Annotated in this window: 17 protein-coding genes and 1 riboswitch; of the genes, 14 read left to right on the top strand and 3 right to left on the bottom strand. The window is 56.5% G+C overall.

The window, feature by feature from the left end:
* Positions 1–53: 53 nt before the first annotated feature.
* Positions 54–443: a hypothetical protein gene (locus tag Q0932_RS10410; protein ID WP_299352111.1), complete on the bottom strand. Its 390-nt coding sequence runs from the start codon at positions 441–443 to the stop codon at positions 54–56.
* Between the two features lie 38 nt (positions 444–481).
* Entirely contained in the window at positions 482–1516 is a 1035-nt protein-coding gene (locus tag Q0932_RS10405; protein ID WP_299352108.1) for an alkane 1-monooxygenase, read from the bottom strand.
* Between the two features lie 194 nt (positions 1517–1710).
* On the opposite strand from Q0932_RS10405, the gene Q0932_RS10400 reads away from it, so the two are divergent.
* The 11 genes from Q0932_RS10400 (at position 1711) to Q0932_RS10350 (ending at position 13698) form a co-directional block, all read left to right on the top strand.
* Positions 1711–3399 (top strand): NAD(P)H-dependent oxidoreductase subunit E, encoded by a 1689-nt coding sequence (locus Q0932_RS10400; RefSeq protein WP_299352628.1) that lies wholly within the window; start codon positions 1711–1713, stop codon positions 3397–3399.
* A gap of 85 nt (positions 3400–3484) precedes the next feature.
* Positions 3485–4165, top strand: a complete 681-nt coding sequence (locus tag Q0932_RS10395; RefSeq protein WP_299352105.1) for a lysoplasmalogenase — start codon at positions 3485–3487, stop codon at positions 4163–4165.
* Positions 4166–4205: 40 nt separating this feature from the next.
* Positions 4206–5435 (top strand): signal recognition particle-docking protein FtsY, encoded by a 1230-nt coding sequence (ftsY, locus tag Q0932_RS10390; RefSeq protein WP_299352102.1) that lies wholly within the window; start codon positions 4206–4208, stop codon positions 5433–5435.
* A 30-nt stretch (positions 5436–5465) separates the two neighbouring features.
* Positions 5466–6368 (top strand): DMT family transporter, encoded by a 903-nt coding sequence (locus Q0932_RS10385; protein ID WP_299352099.1) that lies wholly within the window; start codon positions 5466–5468, stop codon positions 6366–6368.
* Between the two features lie 8 nt (positions 6369–6376).
* Entirely contained in the window at positions 6377–6988 is a 612-nt protein-coding gene (locus tag Q0932_RS10380; RefSeq protein ID WP_299352096.1) for an inner membrane-spanning protein YciB, read from the top strand.
* Between the two features lie 22 nt (positions 6989–7010).
* A riboswitch (SAM riboswitch) is annotated at positions 7011–7088 on the top strand.
* Positions 7089–7147: 59 nt separating this feature from the next.
* Complete coding sequence (metZ, locus tag Q0932_RS10375; RefSeq protein WP_299352093.1) at positions 7148–8329, top strand: O-succinylhomoserine sulfhydrylase; 1182 nt, start codon at positions 7148–7150, stop codon at positions 8327–8329.
* 164 nt (positions 8330–8493) lie between these two features.
* On the top strand, positions 8494–9594 hold the full coding sequence (gene folE2 / locus Q0932_RS10370) for a GTP cyclohydrolase FolE2 (protein WP_299352090.1): 1101 nt from the start codon (positions 8494–8496) through the stop codon (positions 9592–9594).
* 197 nt (positions 9595–9791) lie between these two features.
* Positions 9792–11240, top strand: a complete 1449-nt coding sequence (locus Q0932_RS10365; protein ID WP_299352087.1) for a TrkH family potassium uptake protein — start codon at positions 9792–9794, stop codon at positions 11238–11240.
* A 1-nt stretch (position 11241) separates the two neighbouring features.
* Entirely contained in the window at positions 11242–12831 is a 1590-nt protein-coding gene (locus tag Q0932_RS10360) for a 5-guanidino-2-oxopentanoate decarboxylase (protein WP_299352084.1), read from the top strand.
* A 5-nt stretch (positions 12832–12836) separates the two neighbouring features.
* Positions 12837–13175: a hypothetical protein gene (locus Q0932_RS10355; protein ID WP_299352081.1), complete on the top strand. Its 339-nt coding sequence runs from the start codon at positions 12837–12839 to the stop codon at positions 13173–13175.
* The gene (locus tag Q0932_RS10350; RefSeq protein ID WP_299352078.1) at positions 13111–13698 is read left to right on the top strand and encodes a hypothetical protein; all 588 of its coding nucleotides are present in this window, start codon (positions 13111–13113) and stop codon (positions 13696–13698) included. Before Q0932_RS10355 ends, Q0932_RS10350 begins: the two co-directional genes overlap by 65 nt.
* Positions 13699–13755: 57 nt before the next feature.
* On the opposite strand, the gene Q0932_RS10345 is transcribed toward Q0932_RS10350, so the two are convergent.
* The gene (locus tag Q0932_RS10345) at positions 13756–15513 is read right to left on the bottom strand and encodes a serine protease (protein ID WP_299352075.1); all 1758 of its coding nucleotides are present in this window, start codon (positions 15511–15513) and stop codon (positions 13756–13758) included.
* A gap of 153 nt (positions 15514–15666) precedes the next feature.
* On the opposite strand from Q0932_RS10345, the gene Q0932_RS10340 reads away from it, so the two are divergent.
* Genes Q0932_RS10340 through gltS form a run of 3 tightly spaced genes read left to right on the top strand, consistent with a single transcriptional unit; the run spans position 15667 to position 18332 of the window.
* Positions 15667–16596, top strand: coding sequence for a glycine--tRNA ligase subunit alpha (locus tag Q0932_RS10340; protein WP_299352072.1), 930 nt, complete (start codon positions 15667–15669; stop codon positions 16594–16596).
* Positions 16597–16607: 11 nt separating this feature from the next.
* Positions 16608–17117: a DUF6446 family protein gene (locus tag Q0932_RS10335; RefSeq protein ID WP_299352626.1), complete on the top strand. Its 510-nt coding sequence runs from the start codon at positions 16608–16610 to the stop codon at positions 17115–17117.
* Between the two features lie 3 nt (positions 17118–17120).
* Positions 17121–18332 carry a sodium/glutamate symporter gene (gene gltS / locus Q0932_RS10330; protein WP_299352069.1) on the top strand — a complete coding sequence of 404 codons (1212 nt, stop codon included), beginning with the start codon at positions 17121–17123 and terminating at the stop codon, positions 18330–18332.
* The last annotated feature ends 4 nt before the right edge of the window (positions 18333–18336 follow it).

The raw sequence follows: 18336 nt of genomic DNA, 5'->3' as shown, positions 1-18336 counted from the left end.
AGCTTGGCTTCGTGTTGCCCGAAATACTCTGCGGCCAAGAGGGGCAGCGCCCCTTAAACCCCCACCTCGGGGCCTAGGCACAGCATTTCACCCTCGCCTTCAACTTCGTACAGCTCTGTGGCGTCAGACGAGTTTTCAAACCGTGCGCTCAACCCGCCCGGTCTTTTGTAGAAACTCCAGCATTGTGGCTCAAAACCGTCTTCGTAAACAAAGCAGATCAGGTCTGCTTCTTCATACCAAAATCCATCTTTGCATTTGCCGTCCAGAAATGACCACCGGACGCGGCGGTCGGGCAGGTATTCTTCCACGCCATAGCGTTCACCTTGGGTGCCATAATAGAGCGTTTTGCCGCGTGTATAGGCATCAAATTCGGCAGCGGTCATCGGAGATTCGGCAATCGCTGGAAGGGCGAGCAGACCAATTAAGAAGATCAGAGCTTTCATCTGGTCATGCTGCCCCAGATGGTCCGTTCAATCCAGACCTATCCGGTCTTTGCGTGCAAGGCAGCGACTTTGGGGTCCATGACCTTGCGCCACATCGCGGGCCACAGCGCCAGTGTGGCCATGACCGGCAGAGATCGGGGCAGGATTGGCATGGAAGCCGGGTCCAGTTCCAGCGCGGGGTAAGTGCGCAAGGGGTGCATGTGATGGTCGGAATGGCGTGGGGCGTTGAGCATCAGAGCGCTGGAATAAAACTGCCGCGCGTTCCAGCTGTGTTGTGGTCCCACTGGTTCCAGCCGACCGTCTGCGCCACGCGCCCGGCGCAACCCGTAATGCTGGACGTAATCTGACAGTAACAGCTGCATCTGCGCGTATCCGGTTAAGAGCAGTAAAGTGATGACCCCGGACAAGCCCCAAAAGGCCAGCGCCAACAGGATCACCAAAACACCCCCCGACACATAATGCAGATAAGGATGGGACCACGGCGTCAGCGGCTTGCTGCTGCGGGCCCGCAATTCGTTCTCGGCGCGCAAGCCTTTGAGAAATGACCCAACCCAGGCGCGGGGCCAGAACCTGTAGAAACTTTGACGGGGCGCGGGGCTGTTGGGGTCCATCGCGCTTGCAGCCCAAACGTGATGTACACGGGTATGTGCCGAGGCATGGTGACCAAACAACAGTGAGATATAGACCGCCTTGCCCAACCGGCGTGGCCAGCGGGATTGCTTGTGGATCAACTCGTGCGCATTGGCGTTGCTCACCTGACCAAAGAACAGTCCAAATGCGATGAAACAGGCTAAGCGCTCAATCATCGAGAACCCGCTTGGACCTCCGATGGCTGCAACGGCCAGCACAATCAAAACCAGATGCGCGACGCCGAGAAACAACGCGAGTGGTTCACCGACCGGAAACTCTCCGTCCGCCCCCCGCCGGGCCGCCGCGCCTTGTGTGATGCGGTCCATCAGGTAAATGAAACAGGTCATATAGAGCAGGGCGATCAGGCACCAAATGCCGCCGAACAGGGCGGCCGCGCCCAAAATCAGAACCGGGGCGACGGTTGCAATGGTAAACCAGATCATACGCGCGACTCTCTCATGGGTTTGCGTGTCTCTGATAGTAACCCATAGGGCGCAATAGGAAACAATGCGCTTCCTCGTCGCTCCGGGGCGCGTTGATTTGGAACGCATACGGGCGTGCGCATGTCGTTTTTGGCTCGCTCATCAGGGGACAGGAGCGATAGGGTATGGCCAACCACAGGAAACGGGGAACCGACATGGCACTGGACGAGTCCAAAAAGGGCATCTGGAAATCCGGCAAAGGCAAAGGTCGCAAGACACCCAAAGGGCGTCAGCTGGATGACACCGCTCATGCCGAGGTTTTGGCGTTATTGGGGGATCGGCCTCGCAATCGAGACCTCTTGATCGAATTCCTGCACCTCATTCAGGACGAATATGGGCATCTTTCGTCCGCCCATATTCGCGCCTTGGCAGAAGAATTGCGCACCGGTCAGGCCGAGATCTTTGAGGTTGCCAGTTTTTACGCACACTTTGACGTTGTGAAAGAGGGTGAAACCCCGCCGCCCGCCCTGACAATTCGAGTTTGCGATTCGCTGTCTTGTGAGCTTGCCGGCGCCGAATTGCTGCAAAAGGCGCTAAAGGATGGCTTGAACCCAGCCGAGGTTCGCGTGGTGCGTGCGCCTTGCATGGGCCGATGTGACACGGCCCCGGTGCTTGAGATCGGCCATAATCACATTGACCATGCGACCCCGGAAAAAGTGAAGGCAGCCATCGCTGCGGACGACACACATGTGCATGTCCCCGAGTACGAAGACTTTGCGGCCTATTCAGCGGCAGGTGGCTACGGCGCGCTGAAAGATATGCGTGACAATGGGCACTGGGAAACGGTTCAGGACAAGGTCAAAGAGGCCGGATTGCGCGGCCTTGGTGGCGCGGGCTTCCCATCCGGCACCAAATGGGGCTTTGTGCGTGCCAATGAAGGACCGCGCTATATTGCCGTGAATGGCGATGAAGGTGAGCCAGGAACGTTCAAAGACCGCTACTATCTTGAGCGCACGCCGCATCTCTTTCTTGAGGGCATGCTGATCGCGGCTTGGGCGGTTGAGGCTGACAAGGCATTTATCTACATGCGCGATGAATACCCTGCGGTGCTGGAAATTCTGCACCGCGAGATCGCCGCGTTGGAAGCCGCGGGCCTTGTGGCGCCTGGCTACATCGATCTGCGCCGTGGCGCCGGCGCCTATATCTGCGGTGAAGAAAGCGCGATGATCGAATCGATCGAAGGCAAACGCGGGGAGCCGCGTCACCGCCCACCCTTTGTGGCGCAGGTTGGTATCTTTGGTCAGCCGACATTGGTGCACAATGTCGAGACCCTCTATTGGGTTGCACGCGTTTGTCGCGAAGGTCCGGAAGTGCTGAACAGCGTAGAGAAAAATGGCCGTAAAGGCCTTCGCTCTTTCTCGGTTTCGGGGCGGGTCAAGAAACCTGGCGTACATCTGTTGCCCGCGGGCTCGACCATCATGGACGTGATCGACGCAGCAGGTGGTATGTTGGACGGACAGTCGTTCAAAGCCTATCAGCCCGGTGGACCGTCGTCGGGATTGTTGCCGGCCAGCATGAATGACATACCGTTGGATTTTGACATGCTGCAGCCTCATGGCACCTTCATCGGATCCGCCGCGGTGGTTGTGCTTTCGGACCAAGACAGTGCACGCGATGCGGCGCTCAATATGCTGCGGTTCTTTGAAGATGAAAGTTGTGGTCAGTGCACGCCCTGCCGGGTGGGCTGCGAGAAAGCGGTCAAGCTGATGCAAGCGGACACATGGGACACAGGGCTTTTGGAAGAGTTGAGTGAAACCATGATCGACGCTTCGATCTGCGGATTGGGTCAGGCGGCGCCAAACCCGATCCGTTTGACCATCAAGCATTTCGCTGACGAGATTTGAGGCCGACCTAGGCTTTCCGGTACGACAGGGGCGACAAGCGGCAGAAACTATGTCTTAATGCCATGAATTCGTTGCGAGATGTCCCATGACTATTCTTGAGGAAATTGCTCTTCGCCAGTCGTTCCGGTTCGGCCTTTTGCTGGTCGGCGTGTTGGCAGCGCTGATCTATGCGATCGTCTATTGTTACCGTGGCCCTTCATTAGCCAAGACAACGGTCAAGTCGATACCCTTGCTTAGCTTTGCGCTGGCCGGATTGGTGACATTTGCCTATCCGCTGGTCATCGTTGCCCTGTTCATGTCCGCGATTGGTGATATTGCGCTCTCAAGGGACGGCAAGAACCCCTTTTTTGTAGGTTTGGTTGGCTTTGCCCTCGCGCACGTTTTTTATGTTGCGCATTTCTGGGGGCTGTCCGAAGGCGTACAACTTTCGGTTTGGGCCTTGTTGATCATGGTGTTTGCCGCCTCTACAGAAGTATGGCTGACCCCCTTCACCGGCGACCTGCGCTGGCCAGTGCGCATCTATGTGGTCCTGATTTCCTTGATGGGTCTAACGGCGCTGGGTCTGCCCACGATGCCTCTGGCACTTGTTGGCGCGATGGCCTTTTTGGCGTCAGATGCCATCCTGTCCATTCAGGTGTTTCGCATGTCCGAAGGATCCGCGTGGCAAGTTCCGTCCTCAATCCTGCTTTGGGTGCTCTATGTCGGGGGGCAATTTGCCATCCTGGCCGGTGCTGGCTGGTCGACACCGCTCTTTCAATTCCCGTAACTGCGCATTACTTGGGGGCAGATGATTAGCGGAGGCCCGCATGGCGTTTTTTTCCAAACTCAAGGACAGGTTGTTCAAATCTTCTTCGAAACTCGAAGAGGGCTTGGATGCGATTGTTGAGGATGGCGGCGAAGAGGTGGCGCCAGACCTGAGCGCTGCTGAAGGCGTCGTTGCCGAACCTGTCGTTACACCGGCCGAGCCCGAGCCCACATCAGAACCTGTGCCAGCCCCTGAACCTGAGCCGACACCTGAGCCCAATGCAACGTCAGAGCCGCCGGTCATTGAAGCCGCGCCAGAGCCTGATCCGGAACCTAAGGCAGACCCCGCTCCTGTTCGGGAAGCACCCAAACCAGCACCAGAGCCGACGCCCGCGGCTCCGAAACCAGGTTTGCTGGCCCGCCTGACCGGGCGCACATCGGCCGCTCCGGTGGTAAAACGAGTTCTCGACGACGATATGCTGGAACAGCTTGAAGAGCTGTTGATTGCCTCGGACATGGGCGTGGACACAGCCCTGCGCGTCACCGCGAATATTGCCGAAGGTCGGTTCGGAAAACGTCTGTCGACCGAAGAAATCAAACAGCTCTTGGCGAATGAAATCGCGCGCATCATGGAGCCCGTTGCGCGCCCGTTGCCGCTTTATCCAAGCACGCCACAGGTTGTCTTGGTCGTGGGCGTCAATGGATCGGGCAAGACCACGACGATCGGCAAGCTGGCCAGCCAGTTCCGTGGTGCCGGAAAGAGAGTTGTCATTGCCGCGGGGGATACATTCCGCGCCGCCGCCGTAGAGCAGTTGCAGGTTTGGGGTGAGCGCGCGGGCGTACCCGTGCTGACCGCACCCGAAGGGTCTGACCCTGCCAGCTTGGCGTTCGACGCGATGACCAAGGCCGAACAAGACGGTGCTGACCTTTTGATGATCGACACGGCAGGTCGCTTGCAAAACCGAGCTGACCTCATGGAAGAATTGGCCAAGATCGTACGTGTGATCCGAAAAAAGGACGAAAATGCGCCCCACAACACCTTGCTGGTGCTGGATGCGACCACAGGCCAAAACGCGCTAAATCAGGTTGAGACGTTCCAAAAGCTTTCCGATGTGTCCGGTCTCGTGATGACCAAGCTGGACGGCACGGCCAAGGGCGGTGTTCTGGTGGCGCTCGCGGATAAGTTCGGTCTGCCAATCCACGCCATTGGTGTCGGTGAGAAGATCGACGACCTCGCGCCATTTGACCCCGAAGAGTTTGCCGCGGCACTGACTGGGCTGCATGTCGACTGACACGTCATATTCGTTGCAGAGGGCGGAACGATGAGTGACTGGGTTGTCGCTCTAGAAGGAACCGCTGCCGGGGAACAAGTTGCTCTGATACTCGCGTTGATTGCCGCCATGCTGCATGCGGTGTTCGGTGCGCTTCAGAAAGGGCAACATGACCCGTGGTTATCGCGTGGTGCCATCGACTTTTCTCTTGTTGTGATCTCGGCCCCAGTTGCGTTGTTTCTTGTTCCCTGGCCTGAAGGTCAGATTTGGCTGTTGCTGCTTGGGGCGATGGGGATCCACTTTGCTTATAAGCTTGGGCAGGCGCTGGCCTATTCTCGGGGTGCTTATACCGTGGTGTATCCTGTGGTGCGCGGCACTGGCCCGCTGTTCACCGTGTTTGGTGCGTGGATCATTTTTGGAGAACACTTCGCGCCGCTGCAATGGGTTGGCGTTGCCGTTCTGGTAAGCGGTATTCTCGGGCTTGCGGTCTACAATATGCGCAATATCGAAACCGGGCGGGACACTTTGGTTCCCGCGTTGTGGCTGGCCGTCGGCACGGGGGCATTGGTTGCGTTATATACGACCTATGACGCCTACGGCATCCGCGCGACGCCCAACCCATTTACCTTTTTGATGTGGTTCTTTTTCCTCAGTTCATTGGACTTTCCGATTTTGGCTGCGTTGCGGTGGAAAAACATGACCTATCGCCCGGCGCTCAAGCCCTTGTTTCTAAAGGGATTGATCGGTGCTTTCGTGGCTTGGGGCAGCTTTGGTGCAGTGATGTTGGCCACCCGGCTGGGCAAGGTGGGAGAGGCCGCTGTCATGCGGGAAACCTCGCCTGTTTTTGCCGCCTTGATCGGGTGGTTGATCCTGCGAGAACCTGTTGGTCCACGCCGGGTTGCATTGATAGGATTGATTGCAGCGGGAGCTGTGATAGTTGAGGTCGCAGGATAGGAGCCCCAATGCCGGACAAAAACAGCCAAAAGCGTATCAACCCCATTCTCAAACAGGTTTTGGAACTGGGGCCGACGATCGCCTTTTTTGTGATTTACCTGAGGATCAAGGACGACACCTTTACGATCGGTGGCACCGAGTATTCTGGTTTCATCATGTCGGCGCTGATTTTTATTCCGATCCTTTTGGTGGCGATGGGCATCCTGTGGCATCTGACCGGGCATCTCAGCCGCATGCAGGTTTTTACAGCCTTCATGGTGATCTTTTTTGGCGGGCTCACAGCTTGGTTTAACGATGACCGCTTTTTCAAGATGAAGACCAGCATTGTCTACGGCACGATCGCCGGGCTTTTGGGAATCGGGCTGCTGCAAGGCAAGTCGTATCTTGCCTTTGTCATGGGAGAGTTGATCCCGATGAACAACGAGGGATGGATGATCCTGACTCGGCGACTGTTTGTGGTGTTTATCTTGCTTGCGATTGGCAATGAACTTGTCTGGCGCAATATGTCCGAGGAGGCTTGGGTGAAAATCGAAACCTTTGGGTTCCCGGCCATTCTGTTTGTGTTCCTGATGTTGCAAAGCGGCCTGTTCCAGAGGCACGCGCTCGACGAAGAGAGTTGACCTGCCTTTAAGGCGACACTAAAGAACGACCCGTGGCGATTTGTTACCGGATTGCGGGCCACGTTAAAGATTCTGCTAAAGAGGTCAGGACGAAGGAAACCCCTGCTCGCTTGGCCGATCGGGGGTTTTTGTTTGGCCATTTGGCCTCAGGAGGAAGATATGAGCGGTTGGAAAACACGCACAAACCTGGTCCACGGCGGCACGCGGCGGTCGCAATACAATGAAGTCAGCGAAGCAATCTATCTGACCCAAGGCTTTGTGTATGACAGCGCTGAGCAGGCCGAGGCTCGATTTATCGAAAGCGGGCCGGATGAGTTCATCTATGCCCGTTACGGCAACCCGACTGTTGCCATGTTCGAAGAGCGGATCGCCTTGCTCGAAGGCGCCGAGGATGCCTTTGCCACAGCGTCAGGCATGGCGGCCGTAAATGGCGCTCTGATGTCGCTGTTAAAGACTGGGGATCACGTGGTTGCAGCCCGCGCGTTGTTTGGCTCGTGCCTCTATATTCTCGAAGACATTCTGGCCCGTTTCGGGGTTGAAATTACGCTGGTAGATGGCACCGATCTAAATGCCTGGCGCGACGCTGTGCGCGACGACACCAAGGTGGTGTTTTTCGAATCCATGTCGAACCCAACGTTGGAGGTGATCGACGTGACTGCCGTTTGTGAAATCGCCCATTCTGTTGGCGCAACGGTTGTTGTCGACAATGTGTTTTCGACTCCTGTGTTCTCCAAGGCGATTGAACAGGGCGCGGACGTTGTTGTCTATTCTGCGACCAAACACATTGACGGGCAGGGGCGAACACTTGGAGGTGTCGTTCTTGGGACGAAAGAGTTCATCCGCAAAACGTTAGAGCCTTACATGAAGCATACCGGTGGCAGCATGTCGCCTTTCAACGCCTGGGTGATGCTCAAGGGGCTGGAAACAATTGATCTGCGTGTGCATGCACAGGCTGAAACTGCTCTGAAACTGGCCGAAGCGTTGAATGGCCACCCCAAGTTGCTGCGCACGATTTATCCCGGTCTTAAAGATCACGCCCAGAATGCGTTGGTTCAATCTCAACTGGGCGGCAAAGGCGGCACGGTCCTGTCGCTGGATGTTAAGGGCGGGCAGGCGGCGGCATTCCGGTTCCTGAACGCGCTTGAGGTCGCGGTGATCTCGAACAATCTGGGCGATGCAAAATCGATTTGCACGCACCCGGCCACGACCACCCACCAGCGGTTGCCAGACGATCAAAAGGTTGAACTGGGTATTACGCCCGGATTGGTGCGGTTTTCGGTGGGCCTTGAAGATCCGGATGATCTGATCGCCGATCTCACGGCGGCATTGGAACAGGTCTGAGCCTAAGCTGCCCTGTGCCAGACACCTGGCGCGGGGCAAAGTGTGCCCAACTCTGAAATATTCGTCAAAAAGCGTCGTTTCCGGTGCGCTTCCTTTCGAAATTGGAATTTCACGCGACGATGCCTTACATTATGAAGGCCGTAGGACGCGAAAGGTTGGGACGCATGAACATTCAATCGCCTGATTCCAAGGATGATACGGCGCGCCAGGAGGCCGTCGAAGCGCTGCACCGCCTGCGCAACTGGGCCGCAACCGCGACCCCGACCGAGATTGCTGAGCTGGACCCGGCCATTGCCCGTCTCCTGCCGGACCAACCATTGACGAATTACCCGGACCTGAAGCGGGAATATCCAACAGAATTCAGGGTGGATGAGGCCTATCGCGCGTCATTGCCTGATCTGCAAAATGGCCCTGCCAGCCTGATCAAAGGTGAAAAGCAGCAGATTCAGCATGTGGGCATTTCCAATTTCCGTCTCCCGATCCGGTATCACACTCGTGACGGTGGTGATCTGACGTTGGAAACCAGCGTGACGGGCACTGTGAGCCTTGATGCCGAGAAAAAGGGCATCAACATGTCCCGGATCATGCGCTCGTTCTACAAACACGCGGAAAAAACCTTTAGTTTTGATGTGCTGGAACAGGCGCTTGCGGATTACGTGAGCGATCTGGAATCCGTGGATGCTCGTATCCAAATGCGGTTTTCCTATCCAATGCGCATCCCATCTCTGCGCTCAGGTCTGACTGGATACCAGTACTACGACATTGCTATGGAAAAGGTTCAGGTGGCCGGCGAACTGCATAAGGTCATGCATCTGGACTATGTCTATTCCTCGACGTGCCCCTGTTCATTGGAGTTGAGCGAGCATGCCCGCCAGACGCGTGGGCAGTTGGCAACACCCCATTCACAACGATCCGTTGCGAGGATATCGACCGTGGCGGTGCCTGGACCGCGCCTGTGGTTCGAAGATCTCATCGATCTGTGCCGCAAAGCGGTGCCAACCGAGACCCAGATCATGGTCAAACGCGAAGATGAACAGGCTTTTGCCGAATTGAACGCCGCCAACCCGATATTTGTTGAAGATGCCGCGCGATTGTTCTGTGAGCAGCTCAAAGCGGACCCGCGCATCGGGGATTTCCGTGTGATTGCCAGCCATCAGGAAAGCCTTCACAGCCATGATGCGGTGTCGATCCTGACGGATGGACCTTTCTTTGCATCGGCCAGCCTTGATCCAAAGCTGTTCAACACGTTGTTCCACGTCGGATAAAACACAAACACCGCAAAAAACGTATGTGGTTCGGATCCGCGCCTGCATCGAGCCTTTTCAGGACAAACCGCCCCCTATTTTCGTGTGTTGGTTCCGAATAGCGTAACGCGAAACCAAGCTTTTCCGCCAGCTCATGGTTGCATCAGCGTCTGGTTCAGAACTTGACACCGGCAAGATCAGCCGCCAACGCTTTGCCCATGATTGACCTGCGTCCAGTTGGATATGTGATCGGCCTGTTGGTGGCGATGCTTGGGCTGACAATGCTTCTGCCGATGTTGGTGGATATTGTCGCCGGAGATGAGCATTGGTCAGTGTTTCTGGAATGCGCCATCCTGACCTTTTTGACGGGGGGATTTGTTACCCTGTCGTGCCAGACGGCCAAGGGCAAGGGTCTGACAATCCAACAGACGTTTTTGCTGACAACTGGCGTGTGGTTGACCCTGCCATTGTTCGGCGCGTTGCCTTTTATGCTGGGGGAAACAGAAGCGCGGTTTGTGGATGCTTTCTTTGAGGCAATGTCTGGCCTGACAACCACAGGATCAACGGTGTTCAGCGGGTTAGAGGAGTTGCCCAAGGGTATCTTGTTGTGGCGCGGGTTGCTGCAATGGTTGGGCGGAATCGGGATCATTGTTGTAGCGATGGTGTTTTTGCCTGAACTGCGCGTTGGCGGGATGCAAATCTTCCGATCCGAGGGGTTTGACACATTCGGAAAGATCCTTCCGCGCGCGACCGAGATTTCCTCGCGAATTTCTGTGATTTACCTTGCACTGACCATGATGTGCGCCTTGGCCTATGTGTTGACCGGTATGAACGGATTTGACGCAACCGTTCATGCCATGACCACAATCGCCACCGGAGGATTTGCCAATTACGATGCCTCGTTTGGGGCGTTTGGCGCGGGCACAGAATACGTGGCCGTGGTGTTTATGCTATTGGCCGCGTTGCCGTTCGTGCGCTTTGTACAGCTGACAGCAGGCACGGCACGCCCCCTGTTCGAAGACAGCCAAATTCGCGCATTCTTTTTCACGGTGATCGGGATCGTTGGCGTGATCTGGGCCTGGCAGTTCTTTGTTGCCGGAGTTCAGACCGAAGCTGGCATGCGCAAGGCGTTGTTCAACGGTGTGTCGATTATTACAGGAACGGGATATGCCAGCGCGGACTATATGCTTTGGGGAAGCTTCCCGGTTGCGGTGTTGTTTTTTAGTGGCTTGATCGGTGGCTGCGCGGGGTCAACCGCTTGTTCCATCAAGGTGTTCCGCTATCAGCTTTTGTTTGCGTCCATCAAGGCGCAGCTCTTGAAGGTTCAGCAGCCACGCGGTGTGTTTACTCCACGCTATCAGGGGCGCCGCGTCGACGAAGACGTCTTGAACTCGGTCATGTCCTTTTTCGTGTTCTTTACCGTGACCTTGGGCGTGCTCGCAGTTCTGCTGGGCATGACAGGATTGGACTTTACCACCGCGCTTAGCGGAGCGGCTGCTGCGCTGGCCAATATCGGACCCGGATTGGGCGATACGATTGGCCCGGCAGGCAACTTTGCGACCCTCAATGACACGGCTAAATGGCTGCTGAGCGCTGGCATGCTGATTGGCCGCCTCGAACTGATGGTGGTCTATGCCATCCTTACAACTCATTTCTGGAGAGCCTGACATGACGACACGTCCCCTTGGCGTGCAGATTTCGCACATGCTGAAATCGCGCGGCGTCGATATGATTTTTGGTATTCCCGGCGTTCATAACGTCGAGATGTATCGCGGCATCGAAGAGGCGGGTATTACCCATGTTCTGGCACGGCACGAGCAGGGGGCGGGCTTTATGGCTGATGGCTATGCCCGCGCCACGGGCCGCCCGGGAGTGGCCTATGTCATCACAGGTCCGGGTCTGTGCAACATCATGACCCCGATGGGCCAGGCCTATAGTGACAGCGTGTCGGTCCTTGTTCTGTCGTCCTGTTTGGATGAAACAGCCGCACGCAGGGGGCAGTTGCACCAGATGCTGAACCAAGAAGCTGCTGCCGCGACGGTCTGTGACTGGAGCGCTGAAGCCCGTAGCGCCGAAGCGGCCTATACGCTTGTTGACCGCGCCTTGGGCGAATTTGACAGCAAACGCCCGCGCCCGAAACACATTCAGGTGCCCATTGCCTTGTTGGGAGGTGTCGCTGAACCTGCGCCAGATGTGCCGCCCGGATCACATGCTACAAGCGGCGGAACCTATGCGCCCAGTGATCTTGGCACGTTTGCAAATCAGGTCATGGCCGCCAGAAAGCCGATGTTTATCTTTGGCGGAGGAGTGCGGGATGCTGCCCTTGCAACCGAAGTCCTGCGCCGCAGCGGTGCAGCCGCTTACACCACATACGCCGGATGTGGGCTGTTGGGGCCGGATGATCCGATGAGCTATGGCAGCTATCTGGGTCGACCAGAATCGCAAAGGATCATCGGCGAGGCGGACCTCGTAATCGTAATCGGCAGCGAACTCTCCGAATGTGATTTGTGGCGCACCGAATTGGGACACACTGGCACACTGGTGCGCGTTGATATTGATCCCGAAGTGCTCGTCGATGAACACCGTGCAGATGTGACCTTTCATGCAGATGCCGGGATGTTCCTGCAAGAACTGATGCAGCATTTGCCCGAGGCCGCGCCCGCGAAGTGGAAGGCTGAGGATATCTTGGCCGCCAAGACACGGTTCCGCGCGGAAACAGACACAGACCGTCCCGGTATTGCGGACATTTGTGACGCTTTGGCCGATGTCATGCCGGAAGATGCGATGATCTTTTCGGACATGACTCAGATTGCTTATGTTGCGAAAGAAGTCTGGGACATGCCTCGACCGGGTCATTGGCATCACCCCAGTGGATTTGGAACTTTGGGCTATGGGTTGCCAGCGGCCATTGGCGGGGCCGTGGCGCGACCCGGGCTACCGACTGTGTGCATCGCTGGGGACTATGGCTTTCAATACACCATACAGGAACTGGGAACCGCAGTAGAGCTGGGCCTGCCTATGCCAATTCTATTGTGGGACAACGCCAAGCTGAAAGAAATCGAAGACAGCATGGTCGCCTCGCAGATCGCCCCGAACGCTGTTGTCGCGATGAACCCGGACTTTTGCAAACTGGCTGAGGCCTATGGCGCGCATGCCTGCGAGCCGGACAGCATCACCGCGTTGCAAGAAGCGCTTTTGGAGGCCTTCAAGGCTGATCGCCCGACGCTGATCCGCATGACACCGGCGCTGACTCGCTAAGCACCATGCCGCTCGAGCCCTTGACCCCGGTCAGACTGCCGACCATTGCCAGTTTTTGGTATGGCTCGGACCTGACTTGGGTGGAACGGCTATGTATTCAATCCTTTCTGGACCGGGGGCATCGGTTTGTGTTGTATCTGGCCCACGAGGTCAGCGGCATTCCTGACGATTTAGAGCAGCGCGCAGCGTCCGAGGTCCTGTGGCCTGCACCGTTTGACATCGCTGACAATGATCGCTTGCGCGTGGCGGTTTTCTCTGACCTGTTTGCGCCTGCAACTCATGAACAAGACTTCTCATATCTGGGTGGATCTGGATGCCTATTGCGTCGAGGCATTCGATTTTGAAGCGAACTATGTGTTTGGGCGTGCAGAGGACGGTTCGTATCCAAACGGGGTTTTGCGATTGCCGCCAGACTCGGAAACGCTCGCGCACATGACGACTTTTGTGACCTCGCCGAACCCAACGCAGCCTTGGCGCGGCGCGCGGCTACACCGGCTCAACAAGGCGCGCGTCGACCGCGGTGAGACTTGGGGCATAGAAGCACTGCCTTGGGGATGCTCGGGGCCTAAAGCGTTAACGTACTTCCTTGAAGCCACTGGCGAGGACAAACACGCTCTGCCGAACCAGACGTTTTACCCTCTGAGCCCAGCGCAATTGGGACAGTTGCATGATCCGCGTGTGCCTGTTTCAGATATTGAACGCGTAGGCGTTTACTCGGTGCACATCTATGGCCACCAAAAACGTGTGATTGCGACGCGCCTTGGGGGGGTACCTTTGAGAGGGTCATACTTGGACAGGCTATGCCAGCGGCACGAGATCAATCCGACAGAGCATCCCGTCAAAGCCGTGGGATGGCTGGCACTCTAACGCAAAACGCCACCGGATTTCCCAGCGGCGTTTGAGATTGCAATTCACAACGCGGGGTTAGTCCCAGCAGCTCACAAGCACAGTCATGGCACTGCCGATGCGTGTGATGTCTTCTGGTGCTTGGGTCCCGCTGGCATCATTGGGCGTTGTTTGTACCCCATTTTCATCCAGCAGCACGCGGATCGCGTCTGCACCTAGTGCAAAGCTCACGTTTTCTGGCAATTGCTGGCCATTGGCTGCCGTACGAGGCAACAACATGCCCATCACTCCGCCAAGATTGTCGAGCACCGGACCGCCCGCGTCACCGGGTTGTGTCATCAGTGACAGGCGTTTGATGTTTGCTTCCCCTCGCAGTCCTTTAACGTCTGAGAGAGTGCCAAATGTCATGGTCGGTGCGCCAAGAACGCCTTCGTAGGAGTAGCCCGAGACAGCAACGTCAGACTGTAGTCGAGCGTCGCCCTCACGGAGCGCGGCAACACGCAGGGGCGCCAGTTTTTGAGAAGGGCGCAACAGAGCCACGCCGGTGTTTTCGTCAGTGGCCACGACGGTTGCAGGGTAGTCGTTTTCAAGCGTCAGACGCGTGCAGCTTCGAACCACGTCGATCGAGGTCACAACAGTTCCCGCGTTATCCACGAAAAAGCCTGAGCGTGACATTTTGGGGCGGCGAATCTCAAGGCCAGAGACCAAATCGATGCTTTGCTCTGCATTGCTACCGGCTGCCGGGTCTAGAACGCCGTCGATCCGTGCGAAAGACGACTGCATCTCTCCCAGGATACGTGTCCGACGTTCTTCGTCACCGGCGGGCCAGACAAGCGTAAAGCCTTTGATTTCGCCATCTTTCAGCGTGACTTCGGTATGCGATGTGATCCGGCTGTTTTCCCCGGTCAGGACAAAGCTTTTGTCTTTGCGCGAGCGTTCTCCCGACATCGGCACGATTTCCAGAGTCTGCATGATGTCATAGAGGCCGAACATCGTGTTCTGATCACCTGCCTGGCTGATCAGAAGAACCTCAGCAGGCACATCGCCAGAGGGTTTGTAGTGTATGAAAGGAAACTCGGTGTTTGCGGCGGCGACAACGCCCATTGGGATTTGCATTTCAATCCCGGCGTTTGAGTCCGAAATCAGCTGCAAGTCCATGCCTTCAAGAACGGCAAAGTACTGGCTGCGCAATTCTTCACGTTGGCGGGTCGTCAGCACGCCGGTGGCGTCATATCCGTTGTCTGCCTGCCAAGCTGACATGGAGCCACGCGTGCCGCGTCCAAAAGCACCATCAATGGCCGAGTTATAATACCCTGCCCATTTCAGCCAGCTTTGCAGATCCATACGCTGTTCTTTTGAGAGTTGCGCTTCGCTGGCACGGGCTTCGCGCGGTGTTTCGTCAATTGGCTCGGGTTCCGGTGCGGGCTCGATAACCGGGGCGTCAGCCACAGTCTCGGTGCTGCCCAACTGGGGCCGTGTCGAGGTTGGCAAATTCAAAATATTTGCACCAACTGGCCAGAACTGGCTGCGAAAGGCCGTTGTTTCGGCTAGGAAACTATCCGTTGGGATCAATCCTTCGGCGCGGTAGACATTCAACACCTGTTCGGCGTCAGTTCGCGAGTATGGCCCAAGAGCGACGGCATACCACCCGCCACCTAGCGAGAAACCGTTCACATCCTGCATATCCTGCGCATAAACCTGCGCCCGTGATTGGGCCACAGTCAGGCTGGGTTGGGCTTCGATTTGGACCCAGGCTATGTCGGCATTTGTTTGGGCCACCAAGGCGTGTGCTGACATTAAAATGGTGAAACAGAACGTTAAAAATAGGCGGGTCATGTAGAAAAAGCCCCTGTAGAACTTGAAATCAGTGTTTAAGAGGTATGTTTATCAAATCCGACGGCACATGCACGTGTATTTTGCTCTGTCATGCAATTGACCCCATCCCCGTGTCGGAATAGGTAAAACCCGCATTTTCCGGAAGGGACCGTTATGGCAAGGACCGACAGCAAACCGCGTAGTTTTCAGGAGATCATCCTGCGACTTCAGGCCTATTGGGCCGAAAAGGGCTGCGCTGTGATGCAGCCTTATGACATGGAAGTCGGGGCCGGCACGTTTCATCCGGCCACAACTCTGCGGTCATTGGGGTCAAATGGATGGGCCGCAGCCTATGTTCAGCCCTCGCGTCGCCCAACGGACGGACGCTATGGTGAGAACCCCAACCGGTTGCAACACTATTACCAATATCAGGTGTTGATCAAACCCAGCCCCCCAGATTTGCAGGCGCTATATCTGGGATCGTTGGAGGCCATCGGCATCGACATGGACCTTCACGACATTCGTTTTGTTGAGGACGATTGGGAATCGCCAACTTTGGGCGCTTGGGGTCTTGGTTGGGAAGTGTGGTGCGACGGGATGGAAGTCAGCCAGTTTACCTATTTCCAACAGGTCGGTGGGCACGATTGTCACCCGGTTTCGGGCGAGCTGACCTATGGGCTGGAGCGGCTGGCGATGTATGTGCTTGGCGTCGATCACGTGATGGACATGCCGTTCAACGATCCACAATCTCCAATAGCATTGAGCTATGGTGATGTTTTCAAACAGACCGAACAAGAATACTCGCGCTGGAACTTTGATGTGGCCAATACAGACGTCTTGTTGAAGCAGTTCGAAGAGGCCGAGGCAGAATGCAGCGCAATTCTAGCGCAGAAGCACATCGATCCAAAGACAGGCAAGCGGATCATCATGGTGCATCCGGCTTATGACCAGTGTATTAAAGCCAGCCACTTGTTCAACCTGTTGGACGCGCGTGGCGTGATCTCAGTGACCGAACGTCAGGCTTATATTGGCCGCGTGCGTGCGTTGGCCAAGCAATGCGCTGACGCCTTTGTGCAAACCGAAGCCGGCGGGTACGCAGCGTGAGCGGTAAGGCGATGGGCATCTTTATAGGGGTATTGTCCGCAATTGCGGCGGGCGCGATGTACTACTTGCAGGTCTATGCCTATTATGACGAGGTCGCGGCGACGGGGTCGGACGATGTGCAGATGACATTGTTGGTTACAGGAGAGCCAGATGCGATCCTTTACGAAGACTTTGAGGCGATTGATTCTGACTCGTCTCCGATCCGATATCGGGCCTGTTTTCGCACGACGATGTCTCATCCCATGCTGAGCGAAACTTACGTGGCCTATGACCACCCAGAGCCTTTGGTAGCGCCGGGGTGGTTCGGCTGTTTTGATGCCAAGGAACTTGGTGCGGCACTGGAACAGGGTAAGGCATTGGCCTTTATGGGGACTGAGAACTTCACCTATGGGATCGACCGGGTGGTTGCGGTCATGGAAGACGGTCGCGGGTACGTCTGGCACCAGATCAATCACTGTGGCGAAAAGGTCTTTGATGGTGAACCAACCCCAGAAGGATGCCCGCCAAAACCGGAGGGCTGAGCTTTGGAAAGCCAAATCGTCATACCCGAGATGATCACTGCGACCCTTGGTCTTGCCGTGTTCCTATTGGGGGCGCGCCTGACGCGAAAATACAAGGTTCTGCAGGAGTTCAATATTCCGGAGCCCGTGACGGGGGGATTGCTGGCTGCTGCACTGTTTGCGATTGTGTCGGTGGTCAGTGGCAAGGACCTGGTGTTCTCAACCACCAGCCGCGACTTTTTCCTGGTCTTGTTTTTTGCCTCAATTGGCTTGAATGCCCGATTGACCGATTTGATCGCTGGTGGCAAACCGCTGGCAATCCTGCTGGTGCTGACCGTGATTACCATCGCCGCGCAGAATGTCATTGGGGTCGTGGGGGCGGTGATCTTCGACTTCCCCATGCAGGCGGGTGTTTTGTTTGGGTCCGCAGCGCTGATCGGCGGGCATGGAACTGCGATTGCCTGGGCGCCTGAGGTGTCTCAGGTGACGGGTCTGGACAGTGCGTCGGAGCTTGGTATTGCGGTGGCCACAATAGGCCTGATCGTCGCTGCTTTGGTCGGCGGGCCGGTGGCCAAGTATCTGATTGAACGCAATGATCTGAGCCCTTCACGCCCTGATGCGGCCCATGCGGTTGGTGTCGCCTATGACAAAGAAACAAGCGCTAGTCCGATAACGCACGTCAGCCTGATGAAAGTGATGCTTGCGCTTAATCTGGCGATCATTGGGGGATACATCCTGCACCAGGCGATTGCCGAGACCGGTTTGATGCTACCGCTGTTTGTGCCCTGCCTGATCATGGGCATCGTAATTGGCAATCTGGTGCCGCTCTTGTTCCACAAGGCCTCGTCGGTGTCCGGTACGCCTTCGCTTGCAGTGATCTCTGATTTCGCGCTGGGCGCGTTTCTGGCGATCTCGCTGATGACGCTGGATTTTGCCTCACTGCGTGGGCTTGGCCTGCCAATTGCAATGGTGCTGGCGGTGCAAACGATTTTTGCCGTGCTCTTTGTGATCTATGTCCTGTTCCCGCTTCTGGGCCGCGGCTATCGCGCTGCGGTTCTGGCCGCGGGTTTTGGCGGCTTTGCGCTTGGGGCGACCCCCACTGCCATCGCCAATATGACGGCTGTGACCAAACGCTACGGGCCTTCGCCCATCGCATTTGTCGTTTTGCCCTTGGTTTCAGCCTTTTTCGTCGATATTGCCAACGCGATCATCATCCAGATGGTCGTGAGCTTTTGAGGAT

The sequence above is a fragment of the uncultured Shimia sp. genome (genome assembly GCF_947498095.1).
In the GTDB taxonomy this organism is placed as follows: Bacteria; Pseudomonadota; Alphaproteobacteria; order Rhodobacterales; family Rhodobacteraceae; genus Shimia.
This window is presented reverse-complemented; position numbering and strand designations above follow the sequence as displayed.